The 23,219-nt window shown below is 72.3% G+C and carries 23 protein-coding genes and 1 tRNA gene; 11 read left to right on the forward strand and 13 right to left on the reverse strand.

The window, feature by feature from the left end:
* The first annotated feature begins 63 nt into the window (after positions 1-63).
* Complete coding sequence (locus SSP24_RS28820) at positions 64-588, forward strand: Lrp/AsnC family transcriptional regulator (RefSeq protein WP_174864734.1); 525 nt, start codon at positions 64-66, stop codon at positions 586-588.
* Between the two features lie 15 nt (positions 589-603).
* Here the strand turns inward: SSP24_RS28820 and SSP24_RS28825 are convergent, their stop codons facing one another.
* The 3 genes from SSP24_RS28825 to SSP24_RS28835 form a co-directional block, all read right to left on the reverse strand.
* Positions 604-909 (reverse strand): hypothetical protein, encoded by a 306-nt coding sequence (locus tag SSP24_RS28825; protein ID WP_141312654.1) that lies wholly within the window; start codon positions 907-909, stop codon positions 604-606.
* Between the two features lie 152 nt (positions 910-1,061).
* Positions 1,062-1,652, reverse strand: a complete 591-nt coding sequence (locus SSP24_RS28830) for a TetR/AcrR family transcriptional regulator (RefSeq protein WP_141312656.1) — start codon at positions 1,650-1,652, stop codon at positions 1,062-1,064.
* Positions 1,649-3,166, reverse strand: a complete 1,518-nt coding sequence (locus SSP24_RS28835) for a 3-hydroxyacyl-CoA dehydrogenase (RefSeq protein WP_141312658.1) — start codon at positions 3,164-3,166, stop codon at positions 1,649-1,651. Before SSP24_RS28835 ends, SSP24_RS28830 begins: the two co-directional genes overlap by 4 nt.
* A 160-nt stretch (positions 3,167-3,326) precedes the next feature.
* Between SSP24_RS28835 and paaN the strand changes: the two genes are divergently transcribed.
* On the forward strand, positions 3,327-5,018 hold the full coding sequence (gene paaN, locus SSP24_RS28840) for a phenylacetic acid degradation protein PaaN (RefSeq protein ID WP_141312660.1): 1,692 nt from the start codon (positions 3,327-3,329) through the stop codon (positions 5,016-5,018).
* Between the two features lie 4 nt (positions 5,019-5,022).
* Here paaN and SSP24_RS28845 read toward each other — a convergent pair whose 3' ends face one another.
* The 3 genes from SSP24_RS28845 to SSP24_RS28855 are packed head-to-tail and all read right to left on the reverse strand — an operon-like array spanning position 5,023 to position 7,699.
* Positions 5,023-5,808 (reverse strand): TrmH family RNA methyltransferase, encoded by a 786-nt coding sequence (locus SSP24_RS28845; RefSeq protein WP_141312661.1) that lies wholly within the window; start codon positions 5,806-5,808, stop codon positions 5,023-5,025.
* Complete coding sequence (locus tag SSP24_RS28850; RefSeq protein WP_141312663.1) at positions 5,805-7,031, reverse strand: HTTM domain-containing protein; 1,227 nt, start codon at positions 7,029-7,031, stop codon at positions 5,805-5,807. The genes SSP24_RS28845 and SSP24_RS28850 overlap by 4 nt, the downstream gene beginning before the upstream one ends.
* On the reverse strand, positions 7,028-7,699 hold the full coding sequence (locus SSP24_RS28855) for a DUF5819 family protein (protein ID WP_373306683.1): 672 nt from the start codon (positions 7,697-7,699) through the stop codon (positions 7,028-7,030). The genes SSP24_RS28850 and SSP24_RS28855 overlap by 4 nt, the downstream gene beginning before the upstream one ends.
* Positions 7,700-8,024: 325 nt before the next feature.
* On the opposite strand from SSP24_RS28855, the gene paaA reads away from it, so the two are divergent.
* The 6 genes from paaA to SSP24_RS28885 all read left to right on the forward strand — a co-directional run bounded on the left by paaA (position 8,025) and on the right by SSP24_RS28885 (position 12,842).
* The gene (paaA, locus tag SSP24_RS28860; RefSeq protein ID WP_141312666.1) at positions 8,025-9,029 is read left to right on the forward strand and encodes a 1,2-phenylacetyl-CoA epoxidase subunit PaaA; all 1,005 of its coding nucleotides are present in this window, start codon (positions 8,025-8,027) and stop codon (positions 9,027-9,029) included.
* On the forward strand, positions 9,026-9,313 hold the full coding sequence (gene paaB, locus SSP24_RS28865; protein ID WP_057606276.1) for a 1,2-phenylacetyl-CoA epoxidase subunit PaaB: 288 nt from the start codon (positions 9,026-9,028) through the stop codon (positions 9,311-9,313). Before paaA ends, paaB begins: the two co-directional genes overlap by 4 nt.
* The gene (gene paaC / locus SSP24_RS28870; protein ID WP_141312668.1) at positions 9,310-10,029 is read left to right on the forward strand and encodes a 1,2-phenylacetyl-CoA epoxidase subunit PaaC; all 720 of its coding nucleotides are present in this window, start codon (positions 9,310-9,312) and stop codon (positions 10,027-10,029) included. Before paaB ends, paaC begins: the two co-directional genes overlap by 4 nt.
* Positions 10,023-10,550, forward strand: coding sequence for a 1,2-phenylacetyl-CoA epoxidase subunit PaaD (paaD, locus tag SSP24_RS28875; RefSeq protein ID WP_141312670.1), 528 nt, complete (start codon positions 10,023-10,025; stop codon positions 10,548-10,550). The genes paaC and paaD overlap by 7 nt, the downstream gene beginning before the upstream one ends.
* Positions 10,550-11,608 carry a 2Fe-2S iron-sulfur cluster-binding protein gene (locus SSP24_RS28880; protein ID WP_141312672.1) on the forward strand — a complete coding sequence of 353 codons (1,059 nt, stop codon included), beginning with the start codon at positions 10,550-10,552 and terminating at the stop codon, positions 11,606-11,608. Before paaD ends, SSP24_RS28880 begins: the two co-directional genes overlap by 1 nt.
* 97 nt (positions 11,609-11,705) lie before the next feature.
* Complete coding sequence (locus SSP24_RS28885) at positions 11,706-12,842, forward strand: acyl-CoA dehydrogenase family protein (protein ID WP_141312674.1); 1,137 nt, start codon at positions 11,706-11,708, stop codon at positions 12,840-12,842.
* A gap of 76 nt (positions 12,843-12,918) precedes the next feature.
* Here the strand turns inward: SSP24_RS28885 and SSP24_RS28890 are convergent, their stop codons facing one another.
* The 6 genes from SSP24_RS28890 to SSP24_RS28915 all read right to left on the reverse strand — a co-directional run bounded on the left by SSP24_RS28890 (position 12,919) and on the right by SSP24_RS28915 (position 18,334).
* Positions 12,919-13,263: a rhodanese-like domain-containing protein gene (locus tag SSP24_RS28890; RefSeq protein ID WP_141312676.1), complete on the reverse strand. Its 345-nt coding sequence runs from the start codon at positions 13,261-13,263 to the stop codon at positions 12,919-12,921.
* A 137-nt stretch (positions 13,264-13,400) separates the two neighbouring features.
* A complete protein-coding gene (locus SSP24_RS28895) occupies positions 13,401-14,246 on the reverse strand; it encodes a hypothetical protein (protein ID WP_141312678.1) in 846 nt (281 codons plus the stop codon).
* Between the two features lie 69 nt (positions 14,247-14,315).
* Positions 14,316-14,777 carry a hypothetical protein gene (locus SSP24_RS28900; protein ID WP_141312680.1) on the reverse strand — a complete coding sequence of 154 codons (462 nt, stop codon included), beginning with the start codon at positions 14,775-14,777 and terminating at the stop codon, positions 14,316-14,318.
* Positions 14,778-14,832: 55 nt separating this feature from the next.
* Entirely contained in the window at positions 14,833-16,293 is a 1,461-nt protein-coding gene (locus SSP24_RS28905) for a DUF2252 domain-containing protein (RefSeq protein WP_141312682.1), read from the reverse strand.
* 155 nt (positions 16,294-16,448) lie between these two features.
* Complete coding sequence (locus tag SSP24_RS28910) at positions 16,449-17,108, reverse strand: response regulator (protein WP_141312683.1); 660 nt, start codon at positions 17,106-17,108, stop codon at positions 16,449-16,451.
* Positions 17,081-18,334: a sensor histidine kinase gene (locus SSP24_RS28915; RefSeq protein ID WP_141312742.1), complete on the reverse strand. Its 1,254-nt coding sequence runs from the start codon at positions 18,332-18,334 to the stop codon at positions 17,081-17,083. The genes SSP24_RS28910 and SSP24_RS28915 overlap by 28 nt, the downstream gene beginning before the upstream one ends.
* Positions 18,335-18,529: 195 nt before the next feature.
* Here SSP24_RS28915 and SSP24_RS28920 point away from each other — a divergent pair, with 195 nt between their 5' ends.
* Both SSP24_RS28920 and SSP24_RS28925 read left to right on the forward strand, forming a co-directional pair.
* Entirely contained in the window at positions 18,530-19,294 is a 765-nt protein-coding gene (locus SSP24_RS28920; protein WP_141312685.1) for an ABC transporter ATP-binding protein, read from the forward strand.
* Positions 19,288-21,720 carry an ABC transporter permease gene (locus SSP24_RS28925; protein WP_141312687.1) on the forward strand — a complete coding sequence of 811 codons (2,433 nt, stop codon included), beginning with the start codon at positions 19,288-19,290 and terminating at the stop codon, positions 21,718-21,720. The genes SSP24_RS28920 and SSP24_RS28925 overlap by 7 nt, the downstream gene beginning before the upstream one ends.
* A gap of 112 nt (positions 21,721-21,832) precedes the next feature.
* Here SSP24_RS28925 and SSP24_RS28930 read toward each other — a convergent pair.
* Positions 21,833-21,916, reverse strand: a tRNA-Leu gene (locus tag SSP24_RS28930).
* Positions 21,917-22,326: 410 nt separating this feature from the next.
* Between SSP24_RS28930 and SSP24_RS28935 the strand changes: the two genes are divergently transcribed.
* Positions 22,327-23,217, forward strand: a complete 891-nt coding sequence (locus SSP24_RS28935) for an FHA domain-containing protein (protein WP_141312689.1) — start codon at positions 22,327-22,329, stop codon at positions 23,215-23,217.
* The last annotated feature ends 2 nt before the right edge of the window (positions 23,218-23,219 follow it).

Here is a 23,219-nt window from a genome sequence, read left to right on the forward strand (position 1 = left end):
ACAGCCTGAGATGTACGCAGTACGTCCATGGTAAGGAGGCGGGGGCGCGTGGCATCTGAACAAATGGCCGAGGGCCCGGAGGCCGGCGCACCTTCCCCGAGTTCCGCGAGTTCCACGAGCAGGGAGACGACCCTGCCGCCCCCGCGGCCTCTGGACGCCATCGATCAGGACATCCTGCGGATGCTCCAGGCCGACGGCCGGGCGTCGATACGGTCGGTCGCCGAACGGGTCCACGTCTCGCGCGCCAACGCCTACGCGCGCATCAACCGGCTCGTCGAGGACGGTGTCATCCGCGGTTTCGGAGCCCGCGTCGACCACGAACGTGCGGGCCAGGGAACGTCGGCGTACATCACCCTGAAGATCGTCCAGAACTCCTGGCGCACCGTGCGCGAGCAGCTCAGACAGCTGCCCGGCGCCTCGCACATCGCCCTCGTCGGGGGCGATTTCGATGTGCTGCTGCTGGTGCACACCTCCGACAACCGGGCGCTGCGCGAGCTGGTCCTCACCCGGCTCCAGGCGATCCCGGAGGTGCTCAGCTCGCGCACGTTGCTGGTGTTCGAGGAGGAGGACCTGGAGCCGCAGGGCTGAGCATCTGAGCAGCCGTCATCCCGAGGCCAGGGCTGCTCCCAGGGCCAGCGCGAACAGCACGGGAAGAAGAGCGCATCCCAGCCCGGCGCCGGCGGCCACCACGCGCGTGGTCCGCAGTGCCGGGCGGTGCGGCAGCGCCCAGGCCAGTGCGAGCAGGGCGAGCGACCAGTAGAGCACGCCCCCGAAGGCGCCGGGGCCGTCGTGGGCCGCGAACCAGTTGTACTCCAACACAAGGAACGGCAGGCCGAGCGAGGAGGCCACGAGAGGCGCCCTCCACCATGTCCGGTGGACGGCGCGGGGCCGCACGTCGTTCTGAGGCATGCGCCCACCCCATCACCGCCGTCCGGCCGGGGCATGGGGAGGCGTACTCAATCCCCGCCACGCGCGCGTACTCAGGCCTCGCAGTCAGGCCCTGGAGAGTCTCGTGGCGAAATCCCCATCCATGCGCGCGACTTCAGGCCACCGCTCCCCGTTCAGCCCTCCTGCCGCAGACCGCCGAAGACCAGGCACACCACCGCGTCGGCCACTTCGCGCTCCCCCATGCCGCGCCCGTCGGGCCGGTACCACTCGGCGATCGAGTTGATCATGCCGAAGACCAGCCGGGTGGCCAGCCGCACCTCCACGTCGCCGCGCACGTCTCCGTCCGCGGCGGCCGCCTTCAGCAGCTCGGCGACCCGGTGGTCGAAGTCGCGGCGCCGCTCCAGCGCCCACCGCTCGGTGTCCGTGTTGCCGCGCACCCGCAGCAGCAGCGTCACATAGGGCAGTTCGGTGATGAGCACCTCGACCATGCGCCGCACGACGTACTCCAGCCGCTCGGCGGCGCGCCCCACGCGCGCGTGCTCCTCGTCGAGGATCCCGAAGAGTTCGTCCAGCGCCCGGCTCACGGCCCGGCGCAGCAGTTCCTCCTTGCCCGTGACGTGGTGGTAGATCGAGGACTTGGAGATGCCGGCCGCCTTGGAGAGGTGCTCCATGGAGGTGCCGTCGTAGCCGCGCTCGTTGAAGACCTGGACGGCGACCGACAGCAGCGTCTCCGGGGTGTACGTGTCGCGCTTGGCGGTGGTCATGACGTGCTGCCCTCCCGCTTGTCGGTGGCGTACGCGTGGCGGTAGAGCGCGAGGGACGGCGCGTAGCGCCCGGAGGGGTCGCGCAGGTGCAGGTCGTCGAGGAGGGCGTACGCCCAGTTGCGGCCCAGGCGGCGGCTCCATTCGAACGGGCCGAGCGGGTAGTTGACGCCGAGGCGCATCGCGGTGTCGATGTCCTCCTCGGTGGCGACGCCCTTGGCGACGGCGTCGTGGGCAAGGTCGACGATCCGCGCGACGGTGCGGGCGACGATCATGCCGGGCACGTCACCGATGACACTGACCTTCTTGCCCAGCGCCTGGAACAGTCCGGTGGCCTCGCTGAGGCTCTGCGGCGAGGTGTCCTGGGAGGCGGACAGCGCGATGCGGGTGGCCCGGCGGTAGTCGAGGGCGAGGTCGAAGTAGACGACGTCCCGGAACTCGACCGAGGTCTGGCCGTCGGCGAGCGCCAGCTGGCCGCCGCCGGGCAGCACGAGCCGGGTGCCGTGGTCCTCGTCCTCCTCACGGACCTGGATGCCCGCCTCGCGGATCAGCGCGAGCAGCTCGGACGCGGGGCCCAGGTCGCCCTCGGCGACGACGTACGCGGGCGGCCGGCCGGGTTCCGCGGTGTGCGGCTCGGCGCGCTCGGCGCCGTCCCGGTAGTCGTACCAGCCCTGTCCGGACTTGCGGCCGAGCCGGCCGGACTCGACCAGGCGGCGCTGGGCGAGCGACGGCGTGAAGCGCACGTCCTGGAAGAAGGACTGCCACACGGAGTGCGTCACGGACTCGTTGACGTCCTGCCCGATGAGGTCGGTCAGCTCGAAGGCGCCCATCCGGAAGCCGCCGCACTCGCGCAGCACGGCGTCGATGGTGGCGGGGTCGGCGCCGTGCGCCTCGTAGACGGCGAAGGCCTCGGCGTAGAAGGGCCGGGCGATGCGGTTGACGATGAAGCCGGGGGTGTCGGCGCAGGCGACCGGCGTCTTGCCCCAGGCGCGGGCCATCTCGTACGCGCGCGTGGCCGACGTGACGTCGGTGGCGAACCCGGAGACCACCTCGACCAGCGGCAGCAGCGGGGCGGGGTTGAAGAAGTGCAGGCCGACGAAGCGGCCCGGGGCGCGCAGGGCGCCGCCGATGGCGGTCACCGACAGGGAGGACGTGTTGGTGGCGAGCAGACAGTCCTCGGCGACCACGTCCTCCAGCTCGCGCAGCAGCTCCTGTTTGACGTCCAGCCGCTCCAGGACGGCCTCGACGACAAGGGCGGAGTCGGCGAGCTCGGTGAGGCTCTCGGCGGGCAGCAGGCGGGCGCGCGCGGCGTCCCGGTCGGCGCCGGTGAGCCGCTCCTTCTCGACGAGCCGGTCGAGCCGGGCACCGATCGCGGCGGCGGCTTCGCGGGCACGCCCGGGTACGGCGTCGTACAGCCGTACGACGTGGCCCGCGACCAGCGCCACCTGGGCGATGCCCTGCCCCATGGTGCCGGTACCGACGACGGCCACGGGGCTGCTGAGGTCGAGTGCTGTCATGGACGCGATCCTCCCGCACGGGGTTTTCCACAGATGCGGCGGACCCCCTTGAACCGACCGATCGTTCGGTTACTCTAACTCTGACTGCGTGTTCCTGCCCATGTTTCTCACCAGGTCATGAGCTCGACGAAGAGCTCACAAGACGAGGAGTTGGTCCCGCATGGCCGCCGAACTCACCGCCCACGAGCTGATCACCCAGCACCGGCCGACCCTCGACCAGGCGCTGGAAGCGATCCGCACGCGCGCGTACTGGTCCCCGCACCCCGAGCATCCGAAGGCCTACGGGGAGAACGGCAGCCTGGACGCGGCCGCGGGCAAGGCCGCCTTCGACGCCCTGCTCGGCACCCGCCTCGACCTCGGCCAGCCCGGCACGGACGGCTGGGTGGACGGCGAAGTCTCCCCGTACGGCATCGAATTGGGCGTCAGCTATCCGCACGCGGACATCGACGTGCTGCTGCCCGCCATGCGGGCCGGCCAGCGCGCCTGGCGCGACGCGGGTCCGGAGGCCCGGGCCATGGTCTGCCTGGAGATCCTCAAGCGGATCAGCGACCGCACGCACGAGTTCGCGCACGCGGTCATGCACACCTCCGGCCAGGCCTTCATGATGGCGTTCCAGGCGGGCGGCCCGCACGCGCAGGACCGCGGCCTGGAAGCGGTGGCGTACGCGTACGTGGAGCAGGTCCGCACCCCCGACACCGCGGAGTGGACCAAGCCGCAGGGCAAGCGGGACCCGCTGGCGCTGACCAAGCAGTTCACCGCGGTCCCGCGCGGGATCGGCCTGGTGATCGGCTGCAACACCTTCCCGACGTGGAACGGCTACCCGGGCCTGTTCGCCTCCCTCGCCACCGGCAACGCGGTCCTGGTCAAGCCCCACCCGCGCGCGGTGCTGCCGCTCGCGCTCACCGTGCAGGTCGCGCGCCAGGTGCTCACCGAGGCCGGCTTCGACGCGAACCTGGTCGCGCTGGCCGCCGAGCGCCCCGGTGAGGGCATCGCCAAGACCCTCGCCGTCCGCCCCGAGATCCGGATCATCGACTACACCGGCTCGACGGCGTTCGGCGACTGGCTGGAGGCCAACGCCCGCCAGGCCCAGGTCCACACGGAGAAGGCCGGCGTCAACACGGTGATCGTGGAGTCGACCGGCGACTACAAGGGGATGCTGTCCAACCTGGCCTTCTCGCTGTCGCTGTACAGCGGCCAGATGTGCACGACCCCGCAGAACCTGCTCGTCCCCCGCGACGGCATCCGCACCGACCAGGGCCCGAAGTCCTACGACGAGGTGATCACCGACCTCGCCAAGGCGGTCGACGGGCTGCTCGGCGACGACGCGCGCGCGAACGCGCTGCTCGGCGCCATCGTGAACCCGGACGTCAAGGCCCGCCTGGAGGCCGCGGCCGGGCTCGGCGAAGTCGCCCTCGCCTCCCGGGAGATCAGCAACCCCGACTTCCCGGCCGCGGTGGTCCGCACGCCCGTCATCGTCAAGCTGGACGGCGCCAAGCCGGACGACGAGGCCGCCTACATGAGCGAGTGCTTCGGCCCGGTCTCCTTCGCCGTCGCCGTCGACTCGGCCACCGACGCGGTGGAGTTGCTGCGCCGGACGGTCCGGGAGAAGGGCGCGATGACGGTCGGCGCGTACACGACCGACGAGGAGGTCGAGCAGGCGATCGAGGAGGCCTGCCTGGAGGAGTCCGCCCAGCTCTCGCTGAACCTGACCGGTGGGGTGTACGTCAACCAGACCGCCGCCTTCTCCGACTTCCACGGCTCGGGCGGCAACCCGGCGGCCAACTCGGCGCTGACCGACGGTGCGTTCGTGGCGAACCGCTTCCGGGTGGTGGAGGTACGCCGGGAGGCGTGACCCGTCAGGCCGCCGCGCCCCCGGTGGCGCTCCAGTGGTACAGCGTCATGGCCACGCTGGTCGCGAGGTTGTAGCTGGAGACCTGGGGGCGCATCGGCAGCGCCACCAGATGGTCGGCACGCGCGCGTACGGCCGCGGACAGGCCGCTGCGCTCCGAGCCGAACGCGAGCAGCGCGTCGTCGGGCAGCTTCAGGCCCCGGATGTCCTCGCCCTCCGGGTCGAGGGCGAACAGCGGCCCGGGCGGCAGTTCGCCGACGTCCAGCCGCTCCACGGCGGTCGCGAAGTGCAGCCCGGCACCGCCGCGTACGACGGTGGGATGCCAGGGGTCGAGCGTGCCGGTCGTGACCACGCCGGTCGCCCCGAAGCCGGCCGCCAGCCGGATCACAGCCCCGGCGTTGCCGAGGTTGCGCGGCTGGTCGAGGACCACGACGGGCGCGCTGCGGGGCGTGCGGGCCAGCGCCCGCAGATTGGCCGCACGGGACGGCCGTACCGCCAGGGCGGCCACGGCGGTGGGGTGCGGGCGCGGCACCAGGGAGGCGTACGTCGACTCCGGGACCTCGGTGAGCAGCGCGGCCAGCGTCTGCCGTACGTCCGCAGCGAGCTCGTCGGCGAGGGCGAGCGCTGCCTCGCGGTCGGCGGTGACCGCGAGGGGCACCTCGGCGCCGAAGCGCAGGGCGTGCTTGAGGGCGTGGAAGCCGTCGAGCAGTACGCAGGTGTCGGCGAGGCGGCGCCAGGCGCTCACCTGCTGCTGTGCGGAGCCGCCGGTGTCCCTGCCCGCGGGGTCGTTCATGCCCTGAAGCCTACGTGGGTCTGCTCGGCGTCCCCGGTGCGCTCGGTGGCGTCCGGCGTCCGCTGCGCCGGGACCTTGGGGCGACCGCGCCGGAACAGGCGCCCACGCGCGCGTGCCGCCCAGTCGCCCAGGCGGCGCAGGAACGACGTCGGCAGGAAGACAGCGTCGGCCGCGATCATCGCCAGCGAGAAGAAGGGCAGCCCGAGCACCACGGCGATCACGGCATGCTCGGTGATCATGACGGCCAGCAGGGCGTTCTTGACCCGCCGGTTGAACAGCGTGAACGGGAAGGCGACCTGGACGATCACGGTCCCGTAGGTGATGAGCATGACCATGGTGCCGCTGGCGGAGAGCAGGTCGGCGAGGGCGGGCCAGGGCGAGAAGGAGTCCAGGTGCAGGGGGTAGTAGACGGCGGTGCCGTCCTGCCAGCGGGAGCCCTGGATCTTGTACCAGCCGGCCGTGGCGTAGATCAGACAGGCCTCGGCCATGATCACGAGCAGGGCGCCGTTGTGCAGGATGTTGGCGATCAGGTCGAGCAGGATCCGCGGCTGGCCGGTGCGCGTGAGGCGCCCGGCGAGCCACCACAGGGCCTGCGCCACCCACACGCCCCACAGGAGCGCCGGTACCGGCCAGTCGCCGTCCAGCCGGCCCAGCGCGGTAACGGCGAGCAGCGCCAGCCCGAGCACGCCCCACAGCGCGGGGCCGGTGCGGTCGGTGACCCGCTCCCCACGCGCGCGTGCCTCGGATGCGCGCCGGGCGCGCCGCGCGTCCAGGGACCACACCTGGCCGCACCGCGTGAAGACCAGGTAGATGCACATCAGGTGCAGGACGTTGTCGCCGCCGTCACCCATGAAGACGCTGCGGTTCTGCAGCGAGAGCACGCCGACCATGAAGAGCACGGACATGGTGCGGGTACGCCAGCCCAGCATCAGCAGCAGGCTGGTGAGCACGCCGAGCGCGTAGACGGTCTCGAACCACAGCTGCCCGTCGGACCACATCAGGGCGGAGAAGGCGCCGTTCGCGCCGATCAGCTGCTCGGCGAGGTCCCAGCTCCACGGGCCGTCGGGGCCGTACAGCTCATGGCGGTGCGGGATCTCGCGCAGCAGGAACAGCAGCCAGGTCGCGGCGAAACCGATGCGGATCACGGCGGTCTGGTAGGGGCCGAGGGCGGACTCGGTGACCCGGGCGATGCCACGGGAGACGGCCAGGGCGAGGCGGCTCACCGGACGCCTCCCTCGGCCTCGTCGCCGGGCACCGACCACCAGGGCAGCACCCGGTACACCGGCTTGAGCGATATCCGCTCCTCGCTCCACTCGGGCGGGCGGACGTTGGTGGTTCGTGAGCGGACCTGGACCCGCTCGACGACACCGCCCGGCCCGCTCGCGTCCGCGCGGTCCAGGCGCAGCACCACGATCCGGCGCAGATACGTCTCGCTGAGCGCGCCGCGCAGGCCCGAGGGGCGGTTGCTTCCGTCGTGCGTGGCGGTGAAGAAGTCCCAGGCGCGGCGCAGCTCGTTCTGCTGGGTGTGGCTCGGGAGCAGATTGCCGTCGATGGCCTCGCCGTCCCGCGCGGACAGGTCGTACCAGCCGGTGGTGCGGCTGCTGCCGTCACCCGTTCGGATCTGGGCGCGGACCTGAACGGAGATGTTCTGCTGCAGCGGGTTCGGCGCGAACAGCTTCCAGTTCTGTTCGAACTCCGGGTAGATCCATTCGTCTATCGCCTTGCCGTGCTGCTTGGTGACCGTGTTCGACGGCGCGACGTGCAGAAAGACCATCCCGATGTGCACACAGACGGCGACCGCGACGACGGCGAGGGCCAGCGCGACGCCGACCTGGTAGCGCGGGGAGAGGGCGGCGACGCCGGTGCGGGGTCCCGGCGGGGGCTCGCTCACGCCGTGAGGTGCGCCCTGCTGGTCCCGCGCGTGCGGAGCGCTCGCACCCCTGTCGTCCGTGTCGTTCGCGCCCTGCGCGTCCATTCCGCCCCGATCCCGATCGCGTTCCGGTCCTTCTGCGCCGCCCGGCAGCCCCCCTCGCAGGCGAACGGTACTCAGGCCGACCCACCGGGCACAGCTCTTTCGATCAGCTCGTCCACAGCCGCGCCGACGGGTTATCCACAGCGGTTGACACCTTACGGCGCCCGACCGACCATGGAATCGCACGAACCGAACGATCGGTCGGGAGCATGCTCCGGGCGGACCCAAAGGTCGAGGGGGCCTCATGGCGACAGCAGCCGCGCAGAAGACGGACCACACAGCGCCGTACGACGGGGACGGCACCGCCGCCACCGCTGGGTACGAGCGCGCCTTCGACGCCGCCGTGGCCGCCGACGAGCGCATCGAGCCCCGCGACTGGATGCCCGACGCCTACCGGGCGACGCTGGTCCGTCAGATCGCCCAGCACGCGCACTCCGAGATCATCGGCATGCAGCCGGAGGCCAACTGGATCACCCGCGCTCCCTCGCTGCGCCGCAAGGCCATCCTGATGGCCAAGGTCCAGGACGAGGCCGGCCACGGGCTGTATCTGTACAGCGCGGCGGAGACGCTCGGCACCGGCCGCGACGAGCTGCTCGACAAGCTGCACAGCGGCCGCCAGAAGTACTCCTCGATCTTCAACTACCCCACGCTGACCTGGGCGGACGTCGGCGCGATCGGCTGGCTGGTGGACGGCGCCGCGATCACCAACCAGGTGCCGCTGTGCCGCTGCTCCTACGGCCCGTACGCGCGCGCGATGGTCCGCATCTGCAAGGAGGAGTCCTTCCACCAGCGCCAGGGGTACGAGCTGCTGCTGGCCCTCAGCCGCGGCACCCCCGAGCAGCACGCGATGGCGCAGGACGCGGTGGACCGCTGGTGGTGGCCGTCGCTGATGATGTTCGGCCCGCCCGACGACGAGTCGCAGCACTCCGCGCAGTCCATGGCCTGGAAGATCAAGCGGCACTCCAACGACGAGCTGCGCCAGCGCTTCGTCGACATCTGCGTCCCCCAGGCCGAGTCCCTCGGCCTCACCCTCCCCGACCCGGATCTCAAGTGGAACGAGGAGCAGGGGCACTACGACTTCGGGGCGATCGACTGGACGGAGTTCTGGGAGGTCCTCAAGGGCAACGGGCCGTGCAACGAGCAGCGCATCACACAGCGCAGGCGGGCCCACGAAGAGGGCGCCTGGGTACGGGAGGCGGCCGCGGCGTACGCAGCCAAGCACAGCGAGACGGGAGCGACGCGCGCATGACGAACACCGACTGGCCTCTGTGGGAGGTCTTCGTGCGCTCACGCCGGGGCCTGTCCCACACCCACGCCGGCAGCCTGCACGCCCCGGACGCGGAGTTCGCGCTGCGCAACGCGCGCGATCTGTACACCCGGCGCGGCGAGGGCGTCTCCATCTGGGTCGTGCCGTCCTCCGCCATCACGGCGTCCTCCCCCGACGAGAAGGACCCGTTCTTCGAACCGGCCGCGGACAAGCCCTACCGCCACCCGACGTTCTACGAGATCCCCGAGGGGGTGAAGCACCTGTGACGACCACGGTTCCCACGACGGCCGCCCTCGCCCTGGGCGACGACGCCCTGGTGCTCTCCCACCGCCTGGGGGAGTGGGCCGGTCACGCCCCCGTGCTGGAGGAGGAGGTCGCCCTCGCCAACATCGCGCTGGACCTGCTCGGCCAGGCCCGGGTATTGCTGTCGCTGGTCGGTGACGAGGACGAGCTGGCGTATCTGCGCGAGGAGCGCGCCTTCCGCAACGTCCAGCTGGTGGAACAGCCGAACGGCGACTTCGCCCACACCATCGCCCGCCAGCTGTACTTCTCGACCTATCAGCACCTCCTCTACGACCGCCTGGCCACCGGCGACGGCCCCTTCGCCCCGCTCGCCGCGAAGGCCGTCAAGGAGGTCGCCTACCACCGCGACCACGCCGAGCAGTGGACCCTGCGGCTCGGCGACGGCACGGACGAGAGCCATGAGCGGATGCGGCGGGCGTGCGAGGCGTTGTGGCGGTTCACCGGCGAGATGTTCCAGCCGGTGCAGGGCCTGGACGTGGACGGGGAGCAGCTGAGGTCGGCCTGGCTGGAGTCGGTCGGCGAGGTCCTGCGCCGGGCCACGCTCACGCTCCCCGAGGGGCCGCAGTCCGGGGCGTGGAGCGCGGGCGCGGGCCGGCAGGGCCTGCACACCGAGCCCTTCGGGCGGATGCTCGCCGAGATGCAGCATCTGCACCGCAGCCACCCGGGGGCGTCATGGTGACCACCACCGCTCTGGAAGAGGAGCTCATCGCGATCGCAGGCTCGGTGCCCGACCCCGAGCTGCCGGTCCTCACCCTGCGGGAACTGGGCGTGCTGCGCGCGGTGCATCTGCGCGGCGCGGACGCGGTCGACGTCGAGCTGACCCCGACGTACACCGGTTGCCCCGCCATAGAGGCCATGTCCCTGGACATAGAGCGGGCGCTGCACGAGCACGGCATACGGGAGGTCACCGTCCGCACGGTGCTTACGCCGGCCTGGTCGACAGACGACATCACGCCCGAAGGGCGCCGCAAACTGCGGGAGTTCGGCATCGCACCGCCCCGCACGCGCGCGCAGTCCGGGCCGGTGCCACTGGAGCTGGGCCCGACGCGCACGCGTACCGAGGAACAGGACCCCGTCCGCTGCCCGCACTGCGGCTCCTCCGACACCGAACTGCTGAGCCGTTTTTCCTCCACCGCGTGCAAGGCGCTGCGGCGCTGCCTGGCGTGCCGTGAACCGTTCGACCACTTCAAGGAGTTGTGATGGCCCGCTTCCACACGCTCCCGGTGACCGCGGTCGACCGGCTCACCGACGACTCCGTCGCCGTCACGCTCGCGGTCCCCGAGGAGTTGCGCGAGGAGTACCGGTACGCGCCCGGGCAGCACATCGCCCTGCGGCGCACCGTCGACGGGGTCGAGATCCGGCGGACGTACTCGATCTGCTCCCCGGCAGCACAGGACGGCGAGGGACCGCGCGCCCTGCGGGTGGGGGTGCGGCTGGTGGAGGGCGGCGCCTTCTCGACGTACGCGCTGAAGGAGATCAACATCGGCGACGAGCTGGAGGTGATGACCCCGGCCGGCCGCTTCACCCTCGACCCCGCGCCCGGGCTGTACGCCGCGATCGTCGGCGGCAGTGGGATCACGCCGGTGCTGTCGATCGCGGCGACGCTGCTGGCGCGCGAGCCCGAGGCCCGGTTCTGCCTGATACGCAGCGACCGTACGTCCGCCTCGACGATGTTCCTGGAGGAGGTCGCCGATCTGAAGGACCGCTTCCCCGAGCGGTTCCAGCTGGTGACCGTGCTGTCCCGGGAGGAGCAGCAGGCGGGGCTGCCGTCCGGTCGGCTGGACCGGGAGCGGCTGACGGGCCTGCTGCCGGCGCTGCTGCCGGTGGCCGACGTGGCGGGTTGGTTCCTGTGCGGGCCGTACGGGCTGGTGCAGGAGGCCGAGCGGGCGCTGCGCGGCCTTGAGGTGCCGCGCGGCCGGATCCACGAGGAGATCTTCCATGTGGACGCCGCTCCGCCCGCCGCCCCGTCGACGGCTCCCGCCCACAGCACGGTGACCGCGCGGCTCGACGGCCGCGGGGGGACCTGGCCGGTCCAGGACGGTGAGTCGCTGCTGGAGACGGTGCTGCGCAACCGTCCTGACGCCCCCTACGCCTGCAAGGGCGGAGTCTGCGGCACGTGCCGGGCGTTCCTGGTCTCCGGGGAGGTACGCATGGACCGCAACTTCGCGCTGGAGCGGGAGGAGACGGAGGCGGGATATGTGCTGGCGTGCCAGTCGCATCCGGTGACGGAGAAGGTGGAGCTGGACTTCGACCGCTAGGGCCTTGTGAGGCGCTCCCTCAGGCGTTCCCTTCTCCTAGAACCTGTTCTATCTTGACGCTCCGTCAGATGGGCGGATCCGTCGGGAGGACAGGACCGTGGACTTCACCTTCACCGAGGAGCAGCAGGCGGCGGCCGAGGCGGCGCGAGGTGTGTTCGCCGATGTCGCGCCGGACGCCGTGCCGAGCCCCACGCTGACCCGGGGCGCCGTGGCCGACGACTTCGACCGCGCGCTGTGGGGCAGGCTCGCCGACGCGGATCTGCTGAGCCTGCTGCTCGATCCGGAGCACGGCGGGGCGGGCCTCGACTCCATCGCTCTGTGCCTGGTGCTTCGGGAGGCGGGGAAGGTCCTGGCGCGAGTGCCACTGCTGGAGAACAGCGCGGCACTGGCGGCAGTCCAGGCGTACGGCGGTGCGGAGTTGAAGTCCGCCGTGCTCGAACCGGCCGGGCGGGGTGAGGTCGTACTGACCGTCGCCGCGCAGGGACGTACCGGCGGTCACGACGCCGCCGAACGGGCGGTGACCGCGCGGCGGGACGGGGACGGCTGGGTCCTGGACGGGGTGCAGACGGCGGTTCCATGGGCGTATGACGCCGACTTCACCGTCGTACCGGCGCACACCGACGCCGACCGGAGCGTCCTCGCCCTCGTCCCGCGGGGGCAGGAAGGGGCCGAACTCGCCGAGCAGTTCGCGACGACCGGGGAGCGGCTCGGGGAGTTGCGGCTGGAGTCGGTGCAGGTGCCGGAGCGGTACGTCATCGAGGGCGAGGGGGCCTGGGAGTGGCTGCGGGAGTTGCTGGCCACCGGGACGTGTGCGCTGGCGCTCGGGCTCGGGGAGCGGGTGCTGCGGATGACCAGCGAGTACACCGGGAAACGGGAGCAGTTCGGGTACCCGGTCGCGACGTTCCAGGCCGTCGCCGTGCAGGCCGCCGACCGCTATATCGACCTGCGGGCGATGGAGGCCACGCTGTGGCAGGCGGCGTGGCGGATCGGTTCGGGGGCAGCGGGGGTGTTGCCGGCCGCCGGGGATGTGGCCGTCGCGAAGATCTGGGCGGCGGAGGGGGTACGGCGGGTGGTGCAGACGGCGCAGCATCTGCACGGGGGGTTCGGGGCGGACGTCGACTATCCGCTGCACCGGTACCACGCCTGGGCGAAGCACCTTGAACTGTCGCTGGGACCGGCGGCGGCGCACGAGGAGGCGCTGGGGGATCTGCTGGCGGCGCATGCGCCGGGGTGAGGCCCGGGTGCACGAGGGTGGCGCGGGGACGCCGAGCCGTAAGTCATGCCTGTGGCGTCCCCGCCGAGCCCCTCGGTCAGACGACGGCCCCCGGCTCGCCCGCGTCCGTGACCACCGGGCGCCCGGTCGCCTCCCAGGCCTCCATGCCGCCGGAGACGTTCACGGCGTCGATGCCTCGCTGGTTGAGGTACATCGCGACCTGGGCCGAGCGGGCGCCGGAGCGGCAGATGACGTGGACGCGGCCGTCCTGCGGGGCGGCCTCGGTCAGCTCGCCGTACCGGGCGACGAACTCGCTCATGGGGATGTGCAGCGCCCCTGCGGCGTGGCCCGCCTGCCACTCCTCGTCCTCGCGGACGTCCAGCAGGAAGTCGTCGTCCTTGAGGTCCGTGACCCCGACCGTGGGAACAGCTCCGAAAGTCATGCTCCCGACGCTACCTGAAGCGCCCGCGCGGATGGCCGGACCCGAGGGCTCCCCGACCACGCACCGGCCGTTCGCCGCCCGCTCACTGCCGATGACCGACCGACTACCGGCCGACTACCGGCCAAGCCCGCGACCGCTCACTGACCGATCAGCGCCGCCAGCTCCGCCTCGCGCCCCGCGACCTCCGCCAGCAGCTGCTCGGCGATCTCGTCGAGGAGGCGGTCCGGGTCGTCCGGCGCCAGCTTGAGCATGGAGCCGATGGCGCCCTCCTCCAGCTCCCGGGCGACGACCGTGAGCAGTTCCTTGCGCTGGGCGAGCCATTCCAGGCGGGCGTACAGCTCCTCGCTGCGGCTCGGGCGGCGCTCCTCGGGAACCGGTCCCGCGGCCCACTCCGCGGACAGCTCGCGCAGCTCCGACTCGTCACCACGGGCGTAGGCGGTGTTCACGCGGGTGAGGAACTCCTCACGGCGCTTGCGCTCGCCCTCCTCCTGCGCGAGGTCGGGGTGGGCCTTGCGGGCCAGGTCGCGGTAGAGGCGGCGGGCCTGCTCGCTGGGGCGCACCCGCTGCGGGGGCCGGACCGGCTGGTCCGTGAGCATCGCGGCGGCCTCCGGGAACAGGCCGTCGCCGTCCATCCAGCCGTGGAACAGCTCCTCCACGGAGGGCATCGGCAGCACCCGGGCCCGCAGCTCCTGCGCCCGGCGCAGATCCTCCGGGTCACCGGTCCGGGCCGCCTTCGCCTCGGCGATCTGCGCGTCCAGCTCTTCGAGGCGGGCGTACATCGGGCCGAGCTTCTGGTGGTGCAGCCGGGAGAAGTTCTCGATCTCGACGCGGAAGGTCTCCACCGCGATCTCGTACTCGATCAGCGCCTGCTCGGCCGCCCGCACGGCCCGCTCCAGCCGCTCCTCGGGCCGGGGCGCGCCGTCCTCGGGCGTCGCCTCGGTCTCACCGGCGACACCACCCTGCTCAGCATCCGGGGTCGTCACCCGACCAGCGTAGGCCACACCGGGACCGTGCCTCCGAGCACCGGCCTCACCGGTCGCAGGCCCTCCCGATCACTCCGAGCACTCCGCCGCCACCCACTCGGCCGAAAGATCGCGGCAGACCACCACGAGGGTGCCGGGGCGGCAGGCGATCTCATGGGAACAGCCGTCGGCGTGCGGGAGCACCTCGTCGACGATCACCTCCCCGAGCTCGCCCAGGTCGCAGACGTCCAGCACGTCCGCCTGGAAGCGCGAGACGCCCTCGTACCGGATGACCAGGTCCTCGTCGTGCTTCCAGCAGTTGTGCCGGAACCGGACCTCGATCGCGTCCTCGCCGATTCGACGGGTCTGGTGCGGCCGCAGATCCTTCATGCACCGCCTGCCCGAGAAGTCGTAGTGTCCAGGATCGGTGGCGAGCGCTCGGGCGCCCGCCGGGAGGCGGCCCGCGAACGCGGGCAGCTGCTCCAGGTAGGGCCCCGGATCGATCACCCCCCTCATCTCGCCGCCCCGTCCGTCGAGGTCGACGTACTTCACCGTGCGCTCCTCATGAGACGGCCACCCCCCGTACCCGCCCCGGACACACGCCCCCTCACACACCCGCCTCCGCAGCAACCCTCCCCGCCCGAACCGCCGCCACCAGCCCCGCGTGATCCGCCTCGGTGCGGTCGGCGTAGCTGACGGCGAACGTGGCCACCGCCTCGTCCAGCTCCTCGTTCTTGCCGCAGTAGCCGGAGATCAGGCGCGGGTCGGCGCTGTGGGAGTGGGCGCGGGCGAGGAGTGCGCCGGTCATGCGGGCGTAGTCGTCGAGCTGGTCCGTGGAGAGCGCCGCCGGGTCCACGCTGCCCTTGCGGTTGCGGAACTGGCGGACCTGGAAGGGGCGGCCGTCGACGGTCGTCCAGCCGAGCAGGATGTCGCTGACGACCTGCATCCGCTTCTGGCCGAGGACCACCCGACGGCCCTCGTGGTCGGCGGACGGCGCCTCGAAACCGGCGGTCAGCAGATGCGGCAGCAGGGCCGAGCCGCGGGCCTCCTTCACCTGGAGTATCAGCGCCTCACCGCGGTGGTCCAGGAGCAGGACGACATACGAACGCAGGCCCACGCTGCCCGTGCCCACGACCCGGAACGCCACGTCGTGCACCGCGTGCCGGGACAGCAGCGGCAGCCGGTCCTCCGACAGCGTCGTCAGGTAGGCCTCCAGCGACACCGCCACCGCCGCCGCCTCCGCGTCCGGGACCCGGCGCAGCACCGGCGGCGCGTCCACGAACCGGCGTCCCCCCTCCTCGGCCGCCTCGGTCGACCGCGCCGCGAACCGCCCGCTGGTGTTGGCCCGCGCCTTCTCCGAGACCCGCTCCAGGGTGCCCAGCAGGTCATGGGCGTCGGTGTGGGAGACCAGCTCCTCGTCCGCGATGGCGTTCCACGCGTCCAGCACCGGGAGCTTGGCCAGCAGCCGCATGGTGCGGCGGTAGGCGCCGGCGGCGTCATGGGCGGCCGACCGGCAGGTGTCCTCGTCGGCCCCCGTCTCCCGGCCCGCGAGCACCAGCGAGGCGGCGAGCCGCTTGAGGTCCCACTCCCAGGGGCCGTACAACGTCTCGTCGAAGTCGTTCAGGTCGATGATCAGGCCGCCGCGCGCGTCGCCGTACAGACCGAAGTTCGCCGCGTGCGCGTCGCCGCAGATCTGGGCGCGGATGCGGGTCATGGGGGTGCGGGCGAGGTCGTACGCCATGAGGCCCGCCGAACCGCGCAGGAAGGCGAACGGGGTGGCCGCCATCCGTCCCACCCGTATCGGCGTGAGCTCGGGGATACGGCCCCGGTTCGACTCCTCGACCGCGGCCACCGCGTCGGGCCGGGCGCCGTCGAGGTCGAGGGTGGCGTGGGCGCGCCGCGGGACCCGCTCGCGCAGGGCCTTCCCCTCCGCCTTGGGCGAGTGCGCGCCCTGGCCCGACCACTCGGCGAAGCCCCGCACCCGCGGAATCCGCACCGTCCCGGCATCCGCACTCTGCACACCGACCTCGGTCACCGCGACCGCCTCCCCCGTGACTCGCACGAACATCAACTCGTGCCGACCGTACAACCGGCCGCCACATCGCGTCAGACCCTGTGGATAACTCCCCACCTGTGGAAAACCCGGCACACAGCAACCGCCCCCAGCAGACAGCACCCAGCCCCAACCAACCCGGCAGACAGCCCCCTCACCCCCTCACCCCCTCACCCCCGCAAATAAGCCAACACCGCCAACACCCGCCGATGCGTCCCCTCCCCCGGCGGCAAATCCAGCTTCGTCAAAATGCTCCCGATGTGCTTGCCCACCGCCGCCTCGGACACCACGAGCTCCCGAGCGATCGCCCCGTTGGACTTCCCCTCCGCGACCAGCGCGAGCACCTCCCGTTCGCGCGGCGTGAGCCGCTCCAGCGGATCCCGGCGCCGGCGCAGCAACTGCCTTACCACCTCGGGATCCACCACCGTGCCGCCCGCCGCCACCTCACCGAGCGCGGCCACGAAGTCCTCGACCTGCCCGACCCGGTCCTTGAGCAGATACCCGACCCCGGTCCCGTCGCCGGAGTCCAACAGCTCGGCCGCGTACGCCCGCTGCACGTACTGACTCAGCACGAGCACTGGCAGCCCGGGCCTCCGCTCCCGCAGCCGCACCGCCGCGTGCAGGCCCTCGTCCTGGAAATCCGGCGGCATCCGTACGTCCGTGACCACGACGTCGGGCTCGTGCTCGTCGACTGCCGCGATGAGCGCCCGCGCGTCCCCGACGGCCGCGACGACCTCGTGCCCGCACCGGCCGAGCAGCCCGATGAGCCCCTCGCGCAGCAACACGCTGTCCTCGGCCAGAACTACGCGCAGCGATCCGACGGCTCGCAAGGCAACTCCACACGCAACAGGGTGGGCCCACCCGGCGGACTGGACACGGAGAGTCTGCCATCGAGCACTGACACCCGGTCCGCGAGTCCGGTCAGCCCGGTCCCGGCCGCCGCGTCCGCGCCGCCCCTGCCGTCGTCCCGTATCCGCAGGACCAGCCGCCCGTCGCGGTGCCCACCCACCACCTCCGCCCGTTTCGCCCCACTGTGCCGGGCTACGTTCGCGAGCGCCTCGCACACCACGAAGTACGCGGCCGACTCGACCGCCCGCGGCAGCCGCCCCGGCAGTTGAAGGTCGACGTCGACGGGGACCGTGCAGCGGTCGGCGGCGTCGGCGACCGCCGCTTCGAGGCCGAAGTCGGAGAGCACCTTGGGATGGATGCCGTGGATGAGCTCGCGCAGCTCCGCGAGCGCCCGCCCCGCCTCCTCGTGCGCCTGCGCGAGCTGGTCGGCGAGCGGGCCGGGCGGTGCGTCGAGACGGGCCAGCCCCAGCGTCATCGTCAACGCCACCAGCCGCTGTTGGGCCCCGTCGTGCAGGTCCCGCTCGATCCGCCGCCGCTCCGCCTCGAAGGCGTCCACCAACCGCACCCGGGACCGCGCCAGTTCGACGACCCTCGCCCCCAACTCGGCCTCCTGCGGGGCGATCAGCAACCGGGTCAGCGCGCCCCGCGCACCGGCGGCGACCCCGAGGACGTAAGCACCCAGGCACAGCAGAACCACCCCCAGGACCGCGAAGGCGACGGCAACCGGCCAGGTCGTGACCGCCCACAGCTTGAGCACCTTCACCTCGCCGAAACCGGCCACCAGCAACGGCGTACCGACCAGCGACAGCGGGCACAGCAGCGCGCATACGACCACCAGGGCGTCGACCGGCCACAACAGGCCCGCGAACAGCAGCGCATGGCCCAGTTCCCGCCAGGTCGCCCGCTCCCCGAACCGCGTCGACAGCCAGGCCCACAGCCCCCCGCGCGCGGGCGCCCGACGCTGATCGCTCACCGGGTCCAGGTCGACCAGCCGCAGCCTGCGCCGCTCCACCCGCGCCACCGGAATCCCGGCGAGCGCGACAAGCACGAGCAGCGGCAGCCCGACCAGCACCACGGCGAGCACCCCGCCGAGCGCGGCCAGGACCACGATCGCCACAAGGGTGACCGCACCGACGACCACACCGGTCACCAAGTAGCCGACCGCCCGCCACGGCCACGCCGACAGCAGGAAGCCGGGCCTGGACATGGCCTGCCACACATTCCGGGGAGGCTGCATGCGGATCACCGTAGAAGCAGCGGGCGCGCCCGGCCATCCGTCCAGGGAGCGGGTCGGGGGTATGCCTGGCCCTACCCCAAGTCTCCGCCTCGCCGCACTGCGCCGCCCCACCCCCAGGCGATTTCGTGGCCCCATCGCCATCAACCACCAGTCACCAGGGGAGACATGAAACCCAACGCGGTAGAACTGCGCGCAGTCAGCAGGCGATACGGAACCGGCGACGGCGGCGTGCCGGCGCTCGACCACGTCTCCCTCGCCTTCCCCACCGGCACCTTCACCGCCGTCATGGGCCCCTCCGGCTCCGGCAAGTCCACCCTGCTGCAGTGCGCGGCGGGCCTGGACCGCCCCACGTCCGGCTCGGTCACGGTGGGCGGGACCGAGCTGACGAGACTCAGCGAGACCAAGCTGACCCGGCTCCGCCGTGAGCGCATCGGCTTCGTCTTCCAGGCGTTCAACCTGCTGCCCTCGCTCACCGCCGAGCAGAACGTCGCCCTGCCGCTGCGTCTGGCCGGCCGGCGCGTGCCCAGGGCGCGGATCCGCGAGGTGCTCCAGCAGGTCGGGCTCGGCGACCGCGCCAAGCACCGGCCCACCGAACTGTCCGGCGGCCAGCAGCAGCGCGTCGCCCTCGCCCGCGCGCTGGTCACCCGCCCCGAGGTGCTCTTCGGCGACGAGCCGACCGGCGCGCTCGACTCGCGGACCGGCCGTGAGGTGCTGGCGTTGTTGCGTGGCATGGTCGACGACGACGGCCGGACGATCATCATGGTCACGCACGACCCGGTGGCCGCCTCCTACGCCGACCGCGTGGTCTTTCTGGTCGACGGCAGGGTGGGCGGCGAGCTGACCGGCGCGAGCGCCGACGTCATCGCCACCCGCCTGACCGACCTGACGGGCCTGACGGGCCTGACCGGCCTGGAGGCCGTGCCGTGCTGAGCGTCGCCCTGAGCACCCTGCGCACCCGCTGGGCCACCTTCGCGGGCAGCTTCGTCGCCCTCTCGCTCGGCGTCGCCCTGCTCACCGTGATGGGCCTGGCCCTCGCCTCCTCCCGCGACGCGCCCGAACGCACCCCGGAACGTTTCGCCGCCGCCCCGGTGGTGGTCCAGGGCCAGGACACCCTCCGGGTGCCCACCCCGAACGGCGACCGCACCCAGAAACTGGCGCACCCACGCCCGGTACCCGCCGAGACCGTGGCCGAGCTGAGGAAGCTGGGCCCGGTCACCGAGGACCGTTCCTTCGCCGTACGGGCGCAGGGAGGACCCGGTGACCTGGTCGGCCACTCCTGGTCGACGGCGCGCTTCACCCCGTACGAACTCACCACGGGACGCGCCCCGCACACCGCCGACGAGGTGGTCGCCAACGGCGACTGGGCCAGGACCGGCACGCGCCTACACACCGACCACGGCACCCTCCGCATCGTCGGCACAGTCACCGGCCGAGACATCGAAAACGCCATCTTCTTCACCGACGCACGAGCCGCCGAACTCTCCCCACCAAGCACGCAACTGATCGTCGAGGCCGACGCGAGAGCCGTCCGGAATGCCGTGTCCGACATCCCAGGCGTCGCCGTCCTCACCGGAAACGACCGCCGGTACGCCGACCACGACCCCGACCGTGACACCGAGGCGCTCACGGCCCTGAACGCCCTCTTCGGCACGGCCGGTGGAGTCGCCGCTTTCGTCTCGGTGTTCGTCGTGGCGTCCACCTTCGCCTTCGCGGTCGCCCAGCGCCGCCGGGAGTTCGGCCTGCTGCGCACCGCCGGTGCGACCCCGGGCCAGCTGCGGCGGCTGGTGTTCGTGGAGGCGCTGCTGGTCGGCGTCCTCGCCTCGGCGACCGGCTGCGCGCTCGGCGCGTACGGTGCCCCGTGGCTGGCCGAGTGGACCGTCGACGGCGGCCTGGCGCCCGCCTGGTTCACCATCGGCGATCACAACTGGCCGTACCACGTGGCCTTCTGGACCGGTCTGACGGTCGCGCTGTGCGGTGTGCTGGCCGCGTCCTGGCGGGCCGGCCGCATCAGCCCCACGCAGGCGCTGCGCGAGGCGTCCGTGGACACCGAGGCGATGACGTGGGGCCGTTGGCTGTTCGGCCTGGGGCTGCTGCTGACCGCCGCCGTGACCCTGGCCCTGACCCTGCTCACCGAGCCGGGGGACCTGCTGCACCGCAAGACGTACGTCGGCCGCCCCATGCTGCTGATCACCGGGGTCGCGCTGCTCGCGCCGGTGCTGGTGCGCCCGCTGACCCGGCTGCTTGCTTGGCTCCCGGCCCAACTTCCGGGGGCGGGCGGCCTGCTGGTGCGGGAGAACGCCGCCGCGGGCGTCCGGCGTACCGCCGCGATCGCGGCGCCCGTGCTGGTCACGGTCGCTCTCGCGGGCTCACTGCTGGGCGCCACCGCGACCCTGAACGAGGCGAAGGCCACGGAGCTGCGGGAGCGCACGGTGGCCGACTTCGTGGTGACTGCGGCGGGCGGTACGGCCTTCGACGCGGCGACGCTGCGGAGGCTGCGCGGCGTGCCGGGTGCCGAGGTGTCGGCGACCTCGTCGAGCGCGGTGTACGTGCTGGAGGAGGGCGTGTCCCTGGTCCGGTCCGTCGCCCGCGCCGCCGAGCCCGGCCCGCTCGCCGCCACCGCCCGCCTGCCCCTCACCGCGGGACGCACGGCCGACCTCGACGACGACTCGATCATCGTGAACGAGGAGTGGGAGCGGCACACGGTGGGGCAGCGGGTGGACGTCTGGCTCGGCGACGGTACGCGGACGTCGCTGCGGATCGCCGCGGTGATGTCCACCGGGACCGGCGACAACGGCGTGTACGTCACCCCGGCCAACGCGCCCGGCGCGCGGGTCGACCGGGTGGACGTCAAGGTGACCGGTGCCGACCGGACCGCCGTGGCCGCGGGGCTGCGGCAGGCGGCGGGACCGGGTGCCCGGGTCCTCACCGGGGACCAGTGGGTGCGGGCCGCCCACCCCGGCACCGACCGGACGACCCGCCTCGGCCTGCTGCTCGTCCTCGGCATCGCCCTGCTCTACACCGGCATCTCGGTGGCGGGCACCATGGTCATGGCGGCCTCCGACCGCGTCCGTGACCTGGCCGCGCTGCGGCTGGCCGGGGCGACGCACGCGCAGGTGCTGCGGCTGGTCGGCGCGGAGGCGCTGATGGTCGTAGCGGTCGGCGGCGTGCTGGGCGCGCTGGTCGCCGTGCTCAACCTGACCGGCATGTGGACGGCCCTTGGCCTGCTGTCGGTGCGCCCCACACCGGAACTCCCTTGGCAGGCCCTCGGTGCGACGGTCGGCGCGTGCGCGGTCCTGGCGGTGGTGTCGTCCGTCACCGCGACGGCACGAGCCCTGCGCATCAGCGCCACAACCTGAGAGGTTCCTCACACCCCGACAGATCCGCACAGAGTCAGACGCCCACGCGGACAGACGCCGGGAGAAACAGAAACGGTCGGCATCGCGATCACGATGCCGACCGTTTCGTCGGTGCGCGAGGGGGGAGTTGAACCCCCACGCCCTTGCGGGCACTGGAACCTGAATCCAGCGCGTCTGCCTATTCCGCCACCCGCGCATTGGGTGTGTCTTTGGCCCCGCCCCCTTGGGGCTGGCGCCTGCCGACACCCAGAACATTAGCACGCCGGCCAGGGTGGGTTCACATCGCTTATCCCGGGCAGGGACACGCCCGCACCGGCACATCGACAGGCCAGGAGGCCCGCGCACGTATCAACCTCGTACCGGTCCTGGCCGTCTGCCCAGGAGCCGGGCCGAGTCCACAGTCCGGTGCGGGACACTTGTTTGCAACCCCCTCTACGATCCATGCCAGAAGTTCGAGGGGGAGCGCCGCAGGGAACTTCGTCAGGCGTCGACACCCGTCGACCGGGCTGACAGGGGGAACCAGCCGATTAACCGGCGCGTGGATACGATCAGTAAGCAGTACCGGGTAGGCAGTACACAGGACAGCAACACCGGAGGAGGTGCCCCATGGGAGTCCTGAAGAAGTTCGAGCAGCGCCTCGAAGGTCTGGTCAACGGCACCTTCGCCAAGGTGTTCAAGTCCGAGGTGCAGCCCGTGGAGATCGCGGGAGCGCTCCAGCGCGAGTGCGACAACAACGCGACCATCTGGAACCGCGACCGGACCGTCGTACCCAACGACTTCATCGTGGAGCTGAGCGCCCCGGACTTCGAACGCCTCAGCCCCTACTCGGGCCAGCTCGGCGACGAGCTCGCCGGCATGGTCCGCGACTACGCCAAGCAGCAGCGCTACACCTTCATGGGCCCGATCAAGGTCCACCTGGAGAAGGCCGACGACCTGGACACCGGTCTGTACCGGGTACGCAGCCGTACGCTCGCCTCCTCCAGCAACCAGCAGGCCCCCGCCGCCCCCGCGGCCGGCGGCGCCCGCCCCGCCGCCGGCGGCTACGGCTACCCGCCCCCGGGCGCCCCCGCGCAGCCCGCCGGCGCTCCCCCCATGCCCGCCGCGCCCCCGCCCGGCGCCCGCCCCGGCGGCTACGGCTATCCCCAGCCGGGTCCCCCGCAGCCCGCCGCCCCGCAGCGCCCCGCCGCCGCACCGGCCGGTGCCGCACCGGGCGCGCGCACCAGGTACTGGATCGAGATCAACGGCACCCGCCACCAGATCTCCCGCCAGACGCTGGTGCTGGGCCGCAGCACCGACGCCGACGTGCGGATCGACGACCCCGGCGTATCCCGCCGGCACTGTGAGATCCGGACCGGAACGCCCTCGACGATCCAGGATCTCGGGTCCACCAACGGCATCGTGGTGGACGGGCAGCACACCACCCGCGCTACGCTCCGCGACGGCTCGCGGATCGTCGTGGGCAGCACCACCGTTATCTATAGGCAAGCCGAAGGGTGATC

Source organism: Streptomyces spinoverrucosus (assembly GCF_006539505.1).
Classification (GTDB): domain Bacteria; phylum Actinomycetota; class Actinomycetes; order Streptomycetales; family Streptomycetaceae; genus Streptomyces; species Streptomyces spinoverrucosus.